9 protein-coding genes are annotated in these 16,993 nt (G+C 60.1%); 7 read left to right on the plus strand and 2 right to left on the minus strand.

Annotated elements, in window-relative coordinates; genetic code table 11:
• The first annotated feature begins 373 nt into the window (after positions 1-373).
• The 6 genes from PV407_RS10715 to PV407_RS10740 all read left to right on the plus strand — a co-directional run bounded on the left by PV407_RS10715 (position 374) and on the right by PV407_RS10740 (position 9,398).
• Positions 374-3,769, plus strand: coding sequence for an Ig-like domain-containing protein (locus PV407_RS10715; protein WP_332089909.1), 3,396 nt, complete (start codon positions 374-376; stop codon positions 3,767-3,769).
• A gap of 634 nt (positions 3,770-4,403) precedes the next feature.
• Positions 4,404-6,284, plus strand: coding sequence for an asparagine synthase (glutamine-hydrolyzing) (gene asnB / locus PV407_RS10720; RefSeq protein WP_332089910.1), 1,881 nt, complete (start codon positions 4,404-4,406; stop codon positions 6,282-6,284).
• Positions 6,285-6,342: 58 nt separating this feature from the next.
• Positions 6,343-7,083, plus strand: a complete 741-nt coding sequence (locus PV407_RS10725; RefSeq protein WP_332089911.1) for a Cof-type HAD-IIB family hydrolase — start codon at positions 6,343-6,345, stop codon at positions 7,081-7,083.
• Positions 7,084-7,111: 28 nt separating this feature from the next.
• Positions 7,112-7,597 (plus strand): DUF456 domain-containing protein, encoded by a 486-nt coding sequence (locus PV407_RS10730; protein ID WP_332089912.1) that lies wholly within the window; start codon positions 7,112-7,114, stop codon positions 7,595-7,597.
• A 115-nt stretch (positions 7,598-7,712) separates the two neighbouring features.
• Complete coding sequence (locus tag PV407_RS10735) at positions 7,713-8,438, plus strand: ThuA domain-containing protein (protein WP_332089913.1); 726 nt, start codon at positions 7,713-7,715, stop codon at positions 8,436-8,438.
• Positions 8,439-8,576: 138 nt separating this feature from the next.
• Positions 8,577-9,398, plus strand: a complete 822-nt coding sequence (locus PV407_RS10740) for a sugar phosphate isomerase/epimerase family protein (protein WP_332089914.1) — start codon at positions 8,577-8,579, stop codon at positions 9,396-9,398.
• Between the two features lie 468 nt (positions 9,399-9,866).
• Here PV407_RS10740 and PV407_RS10745 read toward each other — a convergent pair whose 3' ends face one another.
• Both PV407_RS10745 and PV407_RS10750 read right to left on the minus strand, forming a co-directional pair.
• Positions 9,867-10,184, minus strand: a complete 318-nt coding sequence (locus PV407_RS10745; protein ID WP_332089915.1) for a metal-sulfur cluster assembly factor — start codon at positions 10,182-10,184, stop codon at positions 9,867-9,869.
• 79 nt (positions 10,185-10,263) lie between these two features.
• Positions 10,264-12,576: a glycosyl hydrolase family 28-related protein gene (locus tag PV407_RS10750; protein WP_332089916.1), complete on the minus strand. Its 2,313-nt coding sequence runs from the start codon at positions 12,574-12,576 to the stop codon at positions 10,264-10,266.
• A 450-nt stretch (positions 12,577-13,026) separates the two neighbouring features.
• Between PV407_RS10750 and PV407_RS10755 the strand changes: the two genes are divergently transcribed.
• Positions 13,027-16,893 (plus strand): heparinase II/III domain-containing protein, encoded by a 3,867-nt coding sequence (locus PV407_RS10755; RefSeq protein WP_332089917.1) that lies wholly within the window; start codon positions 13,027-13,029, stop codon positions 16,891-16,893.
• The last annotated feature ends 100 nt before the right edge of the window (positions 16,894-16,993 follow it).

Here is a 16,993-nt window from a genome sequence, read left to right on the forward strand (position 1 = left end):
CGGTCGCATTCCGAATTGCGGCGATATATGTTTTTAATAAAGTTTTGAGGCGGGCGGGGACACGGTTCCCGCCTTTTTTGTTTTTGCCGTTGCCGGCGGGAACATCGGCGCAGTTGTTTCGGGGGTGTCCGTAACGCTCCGTATTGTTCGGTTTGCGCCTCCCCCTTTCAAAAATCGATTGAACCTTGATTAAAGAATACGTATAATTGATTTCGTGAAGGGAACGTATTTAAGTGTGGAATGATAAAGACCAAACTCCTTATGAAATCGTATTCCTTCACCGCCATATAGAAATCGATTACTAAAGAAAAGCGATACGAAACCGGAGAGCGGATTGGGCCATGCGAAACCACAACAAAGGAGGAAACGAGAAATGGGTTGGAAACGGTATCGAATTGCGCCCGGCGCATGGCTTGCCGCGTTACTCGCGTTCATTGCCGTCCTGCTTGCGCCGGGACATGGAACCGCTTACGCGGACGGCGCGATCCCGGCTTTTCCCGGGGCGGAAGGCTTCGGCATGTACGCGACAGGCGGACGCGGCGGCGATGTGTACGAGGTGACGAATTTGAACGATAGCGGCCCCGGTTCGTTCCGGGACGCGGTCAGCGCGGGGAACCGCACGATCGTTTTCCGCGTGTCGGGCTTTATCGAACTGAAGTCGATGCTGGAGATCAAAAGCTCGAATTTGACGATCGCCGGCCAGACCGCGCCGGGCGACGGCATCGCGATTATCGGCAACAACGTGCGGATTGCGAATGCGGATAACATCATTATGCGCCATATGCGCTTCCGGCTCGGGGACATGAACCGGCTGGAAACCGATACGTTCTATATCGGCAACAGCTCGAACATCGTCATCGACCACTGCTCGTTTCTGTGGGGCGTCGACGAGGTGCTGTCCGCCTATCCGAACGAAAGTTTAACGATTCAATGGTCGATCGTCGGCGAGGCGCTCGGCAACTCGGTTCATTCGAAAGGGTTTCACGGCTTCGGGGGAATATGGGGAAGCTCCGCAAGCTACCATCACAATTTGATCGTGCACAACAGCGACCGCAATCCGCGCTTTATGAGCTATTTGGAGCCGCCGTATCCGAGCGACCGGCTTATCGATCTGCGCAATAACGTCATTTATGATTGGGGCACGAATACGAGCCACAGCGGGCAAGGGCTCGACTTCAACATGGTCAACAACTACTACAAATGGGGCCGGTCGACCCGGGAAGACCGCAAAACCTTTTTCTTCACCGGGGGCGACAATTCGACCGCCTACATTCACGGCAATACGATGGAGGGCTCCCCCGACTTGACGGCCGACAATACGCTCGGGGTGCGGAATCCGGGCCCCGGCGTCGTTTTGTCGACCGCGGAAATCGCCCGTTCCGGCGCTTATCCGGCTACGAGCGTTACGACGCATACCGCGGAGGAAGCGTACGAGCTCGTGCTGAACAACGCAGGGGCGACCATCCCGAAACGGGATGCGAGCGAAGCCCGCATCGTCGCCGAAACGAGAAACCGGCTCGGCCATCAAATCGACTCGCAGCGCGAGGTCGGCGGATACGGGACGCTTGAGAGCGCGGCCCCGCCGGCCGACAGCGACCATGACGGCATGCCGGATCAGTGGGAAATCGCCGCCGGCCTCGATCCGGCCGATAGCGCCGACCGGAACGGCGATATCGATGCAGACGGCTATACAAACCTGGAGCACTATTTGAACTCGATCGCGCCGACCGGAACGAAAAATCCGGAGGTCCGTCTGCTGAGCCCGTCCATGCATTCGCTCCATACGGCCGGCGGAACCGTCATGATCGAAGCGGAAGCGTCCGACCCCGACGGGACGATCCGAAAGGTCGAATTTTATGCCGACGACGTCAAGCTGGGGGAAACGGCGCAAGCGCCGTACACGTTCACGTGGACGAACGTTCCGGAAGGGACGCACAGCATGACGGCCCGGGCGGTCGACAACAGCGGCACGGCGACGGGCACGTCGGCCCATCCGATTTATATCAACTACTCCGGCACCGCCTCGCCTTGGTCGTCGGTCGATATCGGACCCGTCGCCATCCCCGGGCATTCGGACGTGACCGGCGACGTATATTCGGTGAAAAGCGCCGGCTCCATCCGGGGCGAAAGCGATGCGTTTCATTACATGTACCGGCACCTTCAAGGCAACGGCGAGCTGATCGCCCGCGTCGATTCGATTACGCATACGAACGAGCAGGCGAAAGCGGGCATAATGATCCGCAAACAGCTGACCCCGTTTTCGCGGATGGCGATGATCGCACTCGATCTGAACGCGCAGGAGTACAATCCGGTCGTGTTCGAGCGCGCCGAAAACCGGGGAATCGCCCGGATCGAGCCAAGCGAGCTTCGCGTCAAGTTGCCGTACTGGGTCCGATTGTCCCGATTCGACGACAAAGTCGCCGCGTTTATTTCGGATGACGGCAGCAGGTGGACGAAAATCAAGGAAATGGATTTCGTCGAAGGCGCCGTATACATCGGTCTGGCCGCCGATCCGGCTCAGGAAGCGACGCCGAGGCTCACATACAATGCGTCGGCGTTTTCGAACGTCGCCTTTACCGAGTTTCCGCCCGTACCGGCGGCGCCGGAAAAACTGGAGGCGTCCCGATCGGCGTCCGACGTCCGTTTGAGCTGGCAGCCGGTCGACGGGGCCGTCGGTTATACGGTTAAGCGCGGCTTGCTGAAAGGCGGGCCGTACGAAACGGTCGGCTCCGCGGTTTACGCCTCCTATACGGATGCGAGCTTGCAGCCGGGAATCAATTATTTTTATGTGGTCCATAGCGTAAATGCGCACGGGGAGAGCGTGTTTCCGTCCGACGAAGCGAACGGCTCGCTGCTCGGCACCGATCCGATTACGTATTTGATCCGTGAAGATTTCGAGCGGTCTCCCGTCGGCTCGCTGACGCCTCCGCAGATGAGATCGACGACGGAAACGGAGACGAATCGTCTCGTTGTCTCTCCGGTTCCGCCGGGATCCGTCGGCAACGGGTCGAGTCGCGCGGTCGAGCTGTACGACAGGTCCGCGAATCCGACGGAAGGGCATGCGCCGTTCAAGCCTCAGTCCGGAACGTTTATCGCGGAAGCGGACTTCATGCTTCCCGCCAAGGTGGCGCCGGTGCGCGCCTTGAAAGTGATGGATGCCGCGGCCGCCAGAGCGTACGTGGAATTGCTCGTGTACAACGGCATCGGCTGTACGACGAAGCCCTGCTTCTCGTACCGGGCTTCGGACGGCAAATATTACGCGCTGCCTGCGAATCATACGTTCGACACGAACCGCTGGTACCGATTGAAGGCCGTCGTCGACGTGCCGAACGTGACGGCATCGGTGTACGTGAACGGGCAGCATGCCGGTACGATCCCGTTTTATTTCGGCACGGGCTGGACCGCTCCCGCCAGCCTCGGTTCGATCGGCGCCTTGACGACGTTCTCGGCGGAAACGAGCCTGTATTGGGACCATATTCAGGTCGGCGTCCACGGCTTGCCTGCGCCGTCCTCCTTCGCCGCGAATCCTTTGGCCCAGTCGGTGAAGCTGGATTGGGACGCTTTGCCGGATGCGCAATCGTACAACGTGTACCGGCTCGATCCCGTTACGAACCGGTTTGACCGAATCGCTTCGGGGCTGACCGGCACAACGTACACGGACGAAGGGCTTGCGGGCGGACAGCCGTATACATATACGGTCGCGGCCGTCCGTCCGGATACCGGCGAAGGCGAATACGCCGAACCGGTTCGGGCGACGCCGGGGAATTAGTCGGCGGCTTCGATGGCTTTTCGATTCATCCCTTGCGGGCAAACGGCGGCGGAATGTTTCGCTGCTTGCCCAAGAGGGATTTTTTTAGCGTTAAAGCGAACGGCGACAACGAATCGTAGTATGCTTATCGGCGGAAAAACGAACGTTTTTTCGGGCTAACGAATCCGGACATCGCTATCCAGCCCCAAATGGAAGAAAAACGATCCGATATGCCGGCAATAGCGATAGCGAAGTTCGTAAACCGATCCACACCCCCGCATTCGGCTCCGGTAACGTTTGCTCGATTCGTTACCCGGTATGTCTGGAAACCGGAAAAAGCGACGGACGACGAAGACAGCCGGTAGGAGCTTTGCCGCAATCGTCGGGGGACCGCCGTCCGTTTTCTTTTCGGCGCGATGTTAATCCTCGCACCAATGTGTGGTATACTTGATTACTAGTTAGTCAGGCTGCGAGGTTTGTCCGGCGATCGATTCGAGTGAATTTTTATTCATCAACCGATGGAGGAACGTTTGCTACAAGAGCGGTGGAGAGGCAATTCCTTGACGGAATCGGACATGGAATAAAAATTCACCTGTCGCTTCGTCGCGCAGATTCTGAAACCAGCATATTGCCATAGAAGGAAGGACTATCTCTTATGTGCGGCATAACCGGCGTGATGTACTTTGACAATCGGGACGTTTCCGAAGCTGCGCTGTACGCGATGATGGACGTCATCCGCCACCGCGGCCCGGACGATGCGGGCGTATGGACCGATCCCGGCATCGGGCTCGGGTTTCGGAGGCTGTCGATCATCGACTTGAAGGAAGGACACCAGCCGCTCAGCAACGAGGACGACACGGTCTGGATCGTCTTCAACGGCGAAATATACAATTACAAGTCGCTTCGCGAGATGCTGCTGGCGAAGGGGCACCGATTCCGCACGCATACGGACACCGAGGTCATCGTCCATTTGTACGAGGAATACGGCGAAGATTGCGTGAGCCGGCTGCGCGGCATGTTCGGCTTCGTCATCTGGGATCGCAAGCGCCGGAAGCTGTTCGGGGCGCGCGACCATTTCGGCATCAAGCCGTTCTATTACGCCCATGACGGGAAACGGTTCATGTTCGGCTCGGAAATCAAAAGCCTGCTCGCCGGCGGAACGGACGCCCGACTGGCGGAAGAGAGCCTGCTGCAATATTTGACGTTCCAGTACGTTCCCGAACCGAACACGATGTTCGAGGACATCCGGAAGCTTCCGCCGGCGCATACGATTACGGTAACGCCGGACGGAAGCGTCAAGCTGAACCGGTATTGGGACCCGATGTTCGAGCCCGCGCAGCGGCCGTTCGGCGATATGGTCGAGGAGCTGCGGGAGCGGCTGAAAGATTCGGTCATTCACCATATGCACAGCGACGTGGAGCGCGGCTGCTTTTTGTCCAGCGGCATCGACTCGACGGCGATCGCCGCCCATATGCGCGCGATCGAGCCGATCCGCACGTTCTCGGTCGGCTTCGAAGGGCCGAACAACGAGACGGTCATCGCCAAGGAGACGGCGGCCGCGCTCGGGACGAGCCACCATGCGAAAATTATCACCGAGCGAGACTTTTTCGACTCGGTGCCGAAAGCGGTATGGCATCAGGACGAGCCCGTCGCCGACCCGTCGGCGATCGCCCTGTACCATGTCGCGCAGCTTGCCCGCGAGCATGTGACGGTCGTGCTGTCGGGCGAAGGCGCGGACGAGCTGTTCGGCGGCTACCGCATTTATCGCGAGCCGCTCGCGCTGAGACCGCTCGCCTGGCTGCCGCTGCCGATGAAGCGGCTGCTGCATCGAGCCGCCCGCCTGCTGCCGGGAGGCTTTACCGGCCGCGGCTATTTGCTGCGGGCGACGACGCCGCTCGAGGAGCGGTTCCTCGGCAACGCCAAGCTGCTCGGCGAGGACGCAAAAAAAGCGCTCGTCCGGTGCGACCCGCGGCTGCTCGGCGATTACCCGAATCCGTGGACGATCGCCGGACGGTACTACGACAAGACGAAGCATCTCGATCCGGTGACGCGCATGCAGTATATCGACATGAATTTGTGGCTGCCGGGCGATATTTTGATGAAGGCGGACAAAATGACGATGGCGCATTCGCTCGAGCTGCGCGTTCCGTTTCTCGACAAGGAGCTGTTCGAATTCGCCCGCACCGTGCCCGTTCAATACCGGCTGGGCGGCGGGACGACGAAATATATTTTCCGGAAGGCGATGGAAGGCATCATTCCGGATTTTATATTGAACCGGCCGAAGCTCGGCTTCCCCGTTCCATTGCGCGACTGGCTGAAAGGGGCGCGCGGCGTCGAGCTGCTTGAGCAAATTCGCGCTTCCGGCATCGGCCACGTGCTGCATCTTGCCGAGGTGGAGCGGATGCTGAAGCGGCACCGGGACGGGCAGGGCGACTACTCGCGGACGCTGTGGGCGGTGTACATATTCGCGATGTGGCATGCCGCCTATTTGCAGGAAGAGAAAGGCTTCAGCCGCGCCGCGAGCGGAGGGGCGTAACTGCCGCGCCGGCCCGTCGGGAACGTCGATACAGAGAACAAGGAGTGAGAGAAGCCATATGGGTCGTTACAAATTGATCGCGCTGGACATGGACGGCACGCTGCTGAACAGCGAGCATGAAGTATCGGAGGAAAACCGGGACTGGATGTTCAAGGCGCTCGATGCCGGAGTGACCGTCATGCTTTCGACCGGACGCGGCGTTCAGAACGTATATCCGTATACGGACAAGCTGGGCCTTACGTCGCCGATCGTGGCGGTCAACGGCGGCGAGGTATACAAGGCGCCGAGAGAGCTGATCCGGCGCCACGAGCTCGACGTCGAAGCGATCCGCGCCATGCACGAAATGGCCGTTCGCCACGACACCTGGTTTTGGGCGTACGCGGTCGAGGGCGTGTTCAACAAGGAAACGTGGACCGACGATCTGAACGGTTACCGCTGGCTGAAATTCGGCTACTTTACGGACAACGACGAAGCCCGCGAGCAAATACTCGGCTGGCTGCGGGAGCAAAACCGGTACGAAATTACGAACTCGCACCCGCACAATCTGGAAATCAACCCGAGCGGAATTACGAAGGCGAGCGGAATCGCCGAAGTGTGCCGGCTGCTCGGCATCGGCATGTCCGAGGTGGTGGCGATGGGCGACAGCTTGAACGACATGTCGATGATTCGCGAAGCCGGTCTCGGCGTGGCGATGGGCAACGCCCAGGACGCGCTCAAGGAAGCGGCCGACCTCGTCACCGTCACGAACGACGAGCATGCGGTCGCGCGCATCATCCGCGAGCACGTGCTGGCAGGCTGACCGGGCCGCGCCTTAGGGAGGGAATCGGATGGATATCCTCGGCTGGATACTCGTTATCGCGCTGTTCGCCGTCGGCATGGCGGGAGCGATTTTTCCGATATTGCCGGGCGTCTTGGCGGTATACGGCGCCTTTTTCGTCTACGGGCTGTTTTTCGGCTTCGGCGAATTCGGGTTTTGGTTTTGGCTGCTGCAAACGTCCGTCGTCGCCGCCATCCTCGTCGCCGATTACATCGTGAACGCCTGGGGCGTGAAAAAGTTCGGCGGCTCCCGCGCCTCGGTCGTCGGCAGCACGATCGGCCTATTGGCCGGTCCGTTCGTCATTCCCGGCGTCGGGCTGCTCGTCGGCCCGTTTCTCGGAGCGTGGATCGGCGAGCTGATCGCCGGCGCCGATATGCGGCAGGCGACCCGGGCCGGCATCGGCGCCCTCGTCGGTTTTTTGTCGAGCACGTTCGTCAAGCTCGTGTTGCAGACGATCATGATCGTGCTGTTTTTCGTATGGATCTCCGCGAATTAACGCGGGTTACATAAACAAGCCATATTGGCGTGAACTTTTTGTCCAAGCATGTCCGACAGCAAGAATGCGACCCGACGGAGCGAACGAAACGAATAAGAAAGGGAGCTGACTGACTGTGATTCGAGTGACCGTATGGAACGAAAACGTGCACGAGAAAGTAAACGAAAAAATCGCCGGCATTTATCCGAAAGGCATCCACGGGGCGATTGCGGACGGGATCGCTTCGGAAGAGCTGCAAATCCGCACCGCCACGCTGGAGCAGCCGGAGCACGGGCTGACCGAGGACGTGCTGAACGATACCGACGTCCTGATCTGGTGGGGGCATCGCGCCCACAAAGACGTCTCCGACGAGATCGTAAACCGGGTGCACGACCGCGTTCTGAAAGGAATGGGGCTGATCGTGCTGCATTCCGGCCATTTTTCGAAAATTTTCAAAAAGCTGATGGGGACGAGCTGCGATCTGAAATGGCGCGAGCAGGGCGACAAGGAGCGCATCTGGGTCGTCGACCCGGCCCATCCGATCGCCGAAGGGCTCGGCCAATATTTCGAAATCGAGCATGAAGAAATGTACGGGGAGCATTTCGACATCCCGGCTCCGGACGAGCTCGTGTTCATCAGCTGGTTCGAGGGCGGGGAAGTGTTCCGCAGCGGCTGTACGTACCATCGCGGCAACGGGAAAGTGTTTTACTTCCGTCCGGGCCACGAAACGTATCCGACGTACTATAACAAGGACGTGCTGCGCGTCATCGGCAACGCGGTCCGCTGGGCCGCTCCGAGACACGGCGTCCGCCATACGTACGGCAATGCCAAGCCGCTGGAGCCGATCAAAGGCCAGGCGTGACATCGGGCCCGCCTGCTTATCGTTTCGACGGGCAGGCGGGTTTTTGCCATGCGGCGAAGCCGGGCGAAAGCTGCCGAACGGCTGCGCTTTCGGCGCTTGGCTTGCGGCCGCGCCGAACATTCGGGAGGAGGAACCGGAATGAAACTGTCTTTTACGACGCTGGGCTGTCCGCGGTGGGATTTGGAGACGATCGCAGCGAGAGCGGCCGAATACGGCTTCGACGGCGTCGACTTTCGCGGGCTTCAAGGACATATGAACGTATTCGAGCTGCAGCCGTTCGCCGCCGATTGGGCGCAGACGCGCCGCCGGTTCGAGGAGGCGGGGCTCGCGGTCACCTGCTTTTCCAGCTCGATCACGCTCGCGATCAAGGAACGGGAGGCGCAAAACATCGAGGAGCTCGAGCGGTACGCCGAGCTGTGCGGGAAATTCGGCGCCCGTTATATTCGCGCGTTCGGCGGCAAGCTGAACGGGAAATCGCGGGCGGAAGGGATCGCCGCCGCGTCCGAGCTGCTGTCCCGCGCGGACGCGATCCTGCGCGGAACCGGCGTAAAGCTGATTGTGGAGACGCACGACGACTGGACGCGCTGCGAGGACGCGCTCGCGCTGCTCGAAGGGACTTCCGCGGACACGGTAGGGATTTTGTGGGACGTGCATCACCCGTACCGGATGTTCGGGGAGCGGCCGGAGCGCACGTGGGAGGTGCTCGGTCCGCGCATCGAGTACACGCACTGGAAAGATTCGCTGCCCGATGCCGATACGGCCGGGAAGTTTACGTACCGGTTCATGGGCGAAGGCGACGTGCCGTTTGGCGACATTTATTCGGTGCTGCAAGCCGGCGGATACGACGGATGGTATACGTTCGAATGGGAGAAGCATTGGCATCCCGGGCTGGAAGAGCCGGAGGAGGCGTTCCCGCGGTACGTCCGCTATATGCGCGGGCTGGAATCGTCCGGACGATGACGGAAGGCGCGGCGGGCGAATGCGAAAACGCGTACGCAGGCCGTCGGCGCGGCGAGCCGTGCAAGGCGGCAATGCCGCTCCGGCGGCGGCCGTTGCGGATCGGTAGCGGCAGCGGCTTCACGCGGCCGCTGCGGATGAGACGGCAGCAGCTCTTTTAGAGCGGGCTGCGGATAGACTAACTTGTACAAGCGGTTTCACTGCGAGCGGTCCGAGGGCGGGCCGCTCTCTTTGCGACGGTTTCGCGAAGCGCCGTCGAGTCCGATTCGATTCGGTATAAAATTCGCGCGCATAACCGCGAACCTCGACCGCCGCAAATAAAAACAGGCCGCCGGCCCAAGACCGGACAGCCTGTTCGCGAAGAACCGCGCGCCCATTGAAGCGATGCCTCAGCAAGCACCCGCTGCAACCACCCACAGCGAGCAAACACCCTCGGCGCGCCGCCGCACCGCCCGTTCGGGCGGCCGGACTCTACGGCGCCATGGCGTGACGCGCCCGGATTTCTTCGCGGGCTTTGTCGTTCATTTTGGCCGGCGTCCATTTCGGCTCCCAGACGAGCCGAACGTCTACGTCCTTCACGCCCGGCGTCTCCTTCGCCGCCGTTTTCACGTCTTCGACGATTTGGTCCGCAAGCGGACATTCCGGAATGGTGAGCGTCATCTCGACGGTCGCCTTGCCGGCCTCGTCCACCTTGACGTCATAGACGAGCCCGAGGTCGACGATATTGACCCCGACTTCGGGATCGAGCACCTGCTCCAGCCGCTCCAACATTTGATCTTCGATGTTCATCGCAACGAACCTCCCGCGTTTGGCATGCCGGCTCCGAATTCGAAAAGCCAGCATTTAACATGCCCGAACGCGCGGCCGTTTATGAAGGATTTTCCGAGAAAATGCCGAATTGCCGCATCGCTTGCTTCAGCTTGTTCACTTCCGCCTCCAGCTCGGACAGCGTCGCGCTGCTCGTATCCGCGATCGCGCCGAGATCGCCGATCCGGCCGAACGGCTTCAGCACCGGACTGACGTAGCCGATGGCGCTCGGAGACGGAACGTCGACGGTCAGCGCCGCGTTCAACCGCACCTCGTTGCCGGAAATCCGAACGATTCGCCGCACTTGATCCCCGGTTGCGATGCGGATCCATTGGTCCGAGCGAAGGGAGGAGGCGTCGTTTACCGTCAACGCCGTTTTGCCGGCGGTTCCCGTACCCGTTACGCCGGACAGCGTCCCGGCCGTTCCGGTCGAAACGACTTTGAATCCGGCCGGCGTTTTGCCGTCCGTCACGTTCGCGGAGGTGATCCATACCGTATCGCCCTGGTTGAACGTACCGGATGCCGGCGGATAGGCGGCGGCGAACTTGACGAATTTGCGCAGCGGGTCGGTCGCGACCGATTGGCCGAGGAACAGCCAAAGCCCGCCCTGCTTCGTGCGGATCACGTTGTCGTCGACCGTCACGTCCGTAAACGTGCCGTCCGTGTCGCTGGCGCGAATCGAATAGAGGCCTCGGCACGCATCGTACGTATCCGAGATCAGGTTGCCGGCGATTTGCGCGCCGTTCACCGTCGACCGCACCAGGATGCCGGCCCGGTACGACTCGGCCGGCGTCGGATAGTGTCCGGCGTTGACGATGACGTTGTCCGTAATTTGCACGTTGGAAACGACTCCGATATTGCGGAAGCTTCCGATGAAAATGCCGGTTATCGGCGCGTTTTTGATGACGTTGCCGGTGATGACCACGTTCGACAAATCGGAATCGTGGGTAAAGCCGATGCCGTATGCGTTGCTTTGCAGCTCCGTGCGGAAATCGAACTCCTCCTGGAACACGATCGTATTGTTCGCGACCGTAATGTTTTCGAACTGCGTCTTGACGTTCGACCATGCCGCGCTCGAAATGCCGGTCGTCAAGTTACGCTTATGCACCTTGTTCGTCAAGGTGATCGTATTGCCGGCGACGGTTACGTTTTTCACCGGATTGGCGTTGTAAGGCCCGATCTGGATGCCTTGATTGGCGTTGCTGATCGTATTGTTCGTCACCGTCATGTCGCAGCGTCCGTCGGCGCTGTTGCCGGCCTGCAAATTGACGCCCGTATAGTAGCCGTCCACGACGTTGTTCGAAATGACGCTTTGCCCCAAATGCGTTTCGATCGCGCCCCGCGCTTTTTGTCCGGGAGCGGCGTAGAAGAAACAGTTGGATACCGTATGGTTGCGGCCGTTCAAGTATATGGCGGAATTGTCGTACGTGCCGTTCCCCCGGGCCATGACGAAATTGAAGTAGCAATCCGTAATCGAAGCGAGCTTGCCGGTGTCGCTGTTGAGCGAAACCGAGTTGACGCCGCATGTCGGATCGAACTGCACGTTATCGATGAATACGTTTTCATACCGATACGAAATAATGCAAAACTGATAAAAATAAACGGTATCCTTCCGATCGAGATCGATGTAGCACGTCTGGTTGTTTTGCGGGTTTTGGTCGAACCGCAGCTTGCTGATGCGCACGTTTTTCAGCGGAGCGCCGCTGCTGCCGTAGAAGATCGTGAAATAATCGCCTGCGTTGTCCTTCACTTTAATGACGGAGGATATCCCTTCGCCCTGCAAATTGACGTTGTTTCGGAGCGTGATCCATTTGTTCAAGTAAGGGGAAACGATATACGTGCCTTTCGGAAAAAAGACGGTGCCGCCGCCCATCGCGAACACGGCGTTGATCGCGTCCTGGATCGCCTTGAAATCGTCGGTGACGCCGTCGCCCTTCGCCCCGAACCATTTGACGCTGATGAATTCCGTGTCCACTATGCGCTTGAACCGGGCCCCCGACGCCGACACCAGCACCGTGCCCAAATTGTCGGCCGTAGTCGTATCGGCCGGATCGTAAGTAAAAAATCCTTCATGCCCGCGATCGGCGACGTAGTAGACGAAGCTCGCTTCCGGACTCGTTTCGGCCCTCAGTCCGGCAATCGTCGAGGCGACGCAAAAATCCGTCTCCATCAACTCCTTCGGCTTTGTCTTCTTGCCGTAAACCGCCCCCGTCACGACACCCGTATCCTGGCCGTAAGCGATTCCGAGCGACGTGCCGATCGCCGCGGCCCCGGCCAGTCCGAGCGAAGCGATCATTTTTCTTCTGCTGATCATGCCTGCTGGCGTTGTTTCGGCCGCCTCTTCGTTTTTCTCCGTTTTCCGCTGCTCGTCCATCAATGACATCTCCTCCGCTTTAAGGTTTCGAGCCGAAACGCGCCCGAGACGTTCGGCGTTCCGGAAGCGCTGCCAATTCGCCGGGCCGACCGTTCCTTGCGCTTCGATTCTTTATCATCATAAGGAGAACGGCGGCAAAAAGCTTTATGATCGCAATCGTTTTTTTTGACTTCCCGATTGTCATTTCGTTCGGGGAATTGGTACTTTTCTCCGTTTGAGAGCATGGAGGCAGAGCCGGAACGGTTTGATTTTGCACTAGTCAAACCGGACAAGCCGCACTATAATGAAAATGACATGTATAATACAGATATGATACATGTTTCTGAATGTACATAAGAAAGGGGGCGACCGATCGGAACCTTGGAAGCGTTGTCATTGTCAAGCCGGTTGACCGACAGCTAAGAATCGCCCCAAGATGCGTTCGAGATATCGCAAACGGGAGGTAAAATAATGAAGGTATCGATCCGCAGACCGTTTTATGCCGCTCTTTCCTTGCTCATGCTATTATCGCTTCTTCCATACGGTTCCCCGCGGACCGCGTCGGCGGCGGAGTCCGGGGGTGAATTCGTCATGCCCGGCACGACCGTGTACCGGTTTGGAACCGCTTCCCCGGGCGAACGGAGAGTCACGCTCGTCGGCGATCCGAACGCGGCGCCGAAAGTGACGACGGCGACGTACGGGGTAAAAATTCAATCCACGCTCGCGGCCGCCTCGAGAACGTTCGAATTCGACGTACCGCAGACGGGAACGTACATGATCAAGCTGGGCGGCATGACCGCCTCCGACGGCGGCACGGCCGACGTGAGCATCGACGGCGTCCGCTACGCCCGCTACGGCTTTTACAGCGTAACCGGCCAATACCCGCGTCCGGATCTATACGTCCAGCAGCTGCCGCTTACGGCCGGCAAGCATACGCTGACGCTTACCGTGACGGACAGGGGGAACGGCATCGGCAACGGGACCGGCACGTCGATGTACCCGAACCGGCTGACGCTCACCGATCTCGCGACCGTGACGAACAGCAAGACGCGAAGGACGTATTATACCGACGAGAAGCTGGCCGCCGCCCGCGAGAACGTGCAGCGGTACGATTGGGCCGCCGCTTTGCGGGACGGCGTGCTGGCGAGAGCGGACGCCTTCGTCGCGCTCGGCTACGAAGGGCTGTGGAACCTCGTGCCGACGCAGGCGATACCGCGCAGCTACAATACGAACCAGCTGACCGGCAACTTCAGCCCGGTTTCCGGCGACCTGAAGCCGTACGGCAACTATCCGTGGAAAGCCGACCCGCTGAACGATCCGTGGAAAATCGTCGACCCGGCCAGCGGCTACAAATTTCCGACGAACGACTTCGGCGCTTACTACCGGAGCGGCTTGGACGCGCACGGCAACTTCGATCCGAAGCTGGCCGACCGCAGTCTGCTCGTCAATACGCTGTATCCGGAAAAAGGCCCGACGTGGGGCGTCGACGACGGGTACGGCTGGGTCGATCCGGCGACGAACATGCGGTACACCTTTATCGCTTATTACGCCCACTGGTTCGCTTGGTACGGCAGCCCGGCGAACGTAAACGGCGCGCTCAGCAGCCTGCAAAGCGCGTACATTTACACCGGGGACGAAAAGTATGCCAAAGCGGGCGCGGTGCTGCTTGATCGCGTCGCCGACGTTTATCCTTCGATGGATGTGGCCGAGTTCAGCAACGCCGTTTACGTCAACTCGCACGGCGGCACGGGCGACGGCAAAGTCGTCGGCTCGATCTGGGAAACGTCGCTCGTCAAAGTGTTCACGGGGGCGTACGACGCGTTTTTCACCGCGTTCGACGATCCGGACGTCGTTTCGTTTTTGCGCTCGAAAGGGCAGCAGTACGATTTGCCGCTGAAAACCAGCGCGGCGGAAATTCGCCGCAATATCGAGGACGGCATTTTGCGTCAAGTGCAGCCCGGCATGCTGTGGGATCAAATTCGCGGCAACAACGGGTTCCATCAAAGCGCGGTGGCGCTAGCCGCGGTCGTGCACGATACGCTGCCGGAAACGAAGCAGTGGCTCGATTTCGTGTTCCAGCCCGGCACGTTCGTCAACCGCATTCCGCGCCAAGTGACCGGCGGCAACGTGCTGTTCAGCATGGTGAACGACGTCGACCGCGACGGTCACGGCAACGAAGCCGGCCCCGGCTACAACCGGCTCTGGATCGGCAATTATTTGACGGTGGCGGACGCGCTGGACGGCTACGACAAATATCCGGCGGCCGACCTGTACGAAAACGTGAAGTTCCGCAAAATGTTCCAGGCGATGTACCCGCTTATCATGCTCGGCAAATATACGCCGTCGATCGGGGACAGCGGCACGACGGGACAGCCGGGCGTTCTCGTGGACAAGGCGCAGTCGATCGAGGCGTTCGAGCAGTTCGGCGATCCCGTCTACGCGCAGCTTGCCTATATGCTGAACGGCAACAAGACGGACGGCATCCACTCCGACGTCTACACGAAAGATCCGAACAAAGTCGCCCGCGACATCGAAGCGGTCATCGCCCAGCACGGGCCGCTCGATCTGGACAGCATGAACTTGACCGGATACGGTCTTGCCGGTCTGCGCGAAGGCAAGGCGGAAGCCGGCGCCGACACGAGGCGCGCGATGTGGCTGTACTACGGCCGCACCAGCGGGCACGGCCATCGGGACGCGCTGAACCTCGGCTATTACGGCTTCGGGCTCGACTTGATGCCGGACCTCGGCTATCCCGAGCAGGCGAACGCGACCGACGTCAACCGGTTCGAATGGGTGCAAAACACGATCAGCCACAATACGGTCATGGTCGATAAAACGAAGCAAACGGCGATGTGGGACGGGACGCCGAGGCATTACGACGACAGCGGCATGGTGCAGCTGATCGACGTCGAGGCGCCGAAGGCGTATCCGCAAACCGAGCTGTACCGGCGCACGTCCGCGATGATCAAGGTCGACGAGGCGAATTCGTACATGGTCGACTTTTTCCGGGTCAAGGGCGGCAGCGATCACCACTTCAGCTTCCACGCGGCCGAAGGACCGGTAACGACGGAAGGGCTCGACCTCGTCGCGCAGCCGACCGGCACGTACGCCGGACCCGACGTTCCGTTCGGCCAGCGTCCGGCGAACGACAGCGTATCGGGCAGCGGCTATACCGGGCCGGGCTTCCACTGGCTGAAAAACGTGGAGCGCGACAACGATCCGTCCGGCGCCTTCAGCGTCGACTACGATATCGTCGACACGTGGAAAGCGACGCCGCAGGACGACGACGTCCACATGCGGCTTACGATGCTCGGCGACGTCGACGACGTGGCGCTGGCCGACGGCGTGCCGCCGCAAAACAAGCCGGGCAACCCGAAGAGCGTCAAATACGTGGTCGCTCATCGCAGCGGCACGAATTTGAGCAGCACGTTCACGTCCGTCATCGAGCCGTACAAGGATACGCGTTTCGTGAGCGGCATCGCCGAGGCGACCGTCGAAGCCGAGCCCGGCTCGGTGGCGGCGGACGTGTACGGCACGGTCCGCGCGGTCAAAGTGCAGCTGACGAACGGCCGGACCGACTACATCATCAGCTCGCTGAACCCGGACGCCGCCTTCGTCGTCGACGGCAAAATCCGCTTCCAAGGCTCGTTCGGCGTATATTCCGAGAAAGACGATCAGCCGGTGTTCACCTACGTGAACGACGGCGCGTACATCGGCAAAATCGGCACGCCGTACGCCAGCGCGGGAGCGGGCAAGCTGCAGGGGACGATCGTCGACTTCACGCGCGAGCTGTCGCAGTCGAACAAGCTGGACGTGCAGCTCGATCTGCAAGGCCGGGACCCGAACGAGCTGGTCGGGGCGTCCGTCTACGTGCAGAACGACGGGAAGCGCAACGCGGTGTATACGATCCGCGGGGTTCGGCCGCTCGGCGGCAACCGGTTCGAATTCGATCTCGGCGACATAACGCTCATTCGTTCGTACGCGAGCGCGACCGATTTGAACCAAGGATTCGTATACGACGTAGCGCCCGGCAATACGTTCGTCATTCCCCTTGCCCGGCAAACGGTGTATTTGTCCGACGTGACGATCGTCTCGCCGAAAACGGAGCTGAGCAAAAACGAAACGGCCGTTTTGCAGGTTCGGGGAACGTACGCGGACGGCAGCGCGGTCGATTTGAGCGGCTACGACTTCGTGTGGGAGAGCGAGCGTCCGAATATCGCCAACGTCAACGACCAAGATCGGCTGAAGGCGCATAACGCGGGAACGACGGTCATCTCCACGACGGTCGAAATAGACGGCGTCCGCCGCACCGGACGGCTGCCGATTACGGTGAAATAATCCGAAGCACCGGGAAGACGAGGCTCGCTGTCCGCGGTTCGCGCCGCGGAGGCGGGCTTTCGTTTTTGGCGCGATCAAAAACGTGTTGACGCACCGACCG

Source organism: Paenibacillus sp. GYB003 (assembly GCF_036577625.1).
Taxonomy (GTDB): domain Bacteria; phylum Bacillota; class Bacilli; order Paenibacillales; family NBRC-103111; genus Paenibacillus_AB.

Excerpts from the sequence above, each read along its gene's own strand:
- PV407_RS10715 (WP_332089909.1), top strand. The coding sequence starts at position 374 with ATGGGTTGGAAACGGTATCGAATTGCGCCCGGCGCATGGCTTGCCGCG.
- asnB (WP_332089910.1), top strand. The coding sequence starts at position 4,404 with ATGTGCGGCATAACCGGCGTGATGTACTTTGACAATCGGGACGTTTCC.
- PV407_RS10725 (WP_332089911.1), top strand. The coding sequence starts at position 6,343 with ATGGGTCGTTACAAATTGATCGCGCTGGACATGGACGGCACGCTGCTG.
- PV407_RS10730 (WP_332089912.1), top strand. The coding sequence starts at position 7,112 with ATGGATATCCTCGGCTGGATACTCGTTATCGCGCTGTTCGCCGTCGGC.
- PV407_RS10740 (WP_332089914.1), top strand. The coding sequence starts at position 8,577 with ATGAAACTGTCTTTTACGACGCTGGGCTGTCCGCGGTGGGATTTGGAG.
- PV407_RS10745 (WP_332089915.1), bottom strand. The coding sequence starts at position 10,184 with ATGAACATCGAAGATCAAATGTTGGAGCGGCTGGAGCAGGTGCTCGAT.
- PV407_RS10750 (WP_332089916.1), bottom strand. The coding sequence starts at position 12,576 with ATGGACGAGCAGCGGAAAACGGAGAAAAACGAAGAGGCGGCCGAAACA.
- PV407_RS10755 (WP_332089917.1), top strand. The coding sequence starts at position 13,027 with ATGAAGGTATCGATCCGCAGACCGTTTTATGCCGCTCTTTCCTTGCTC.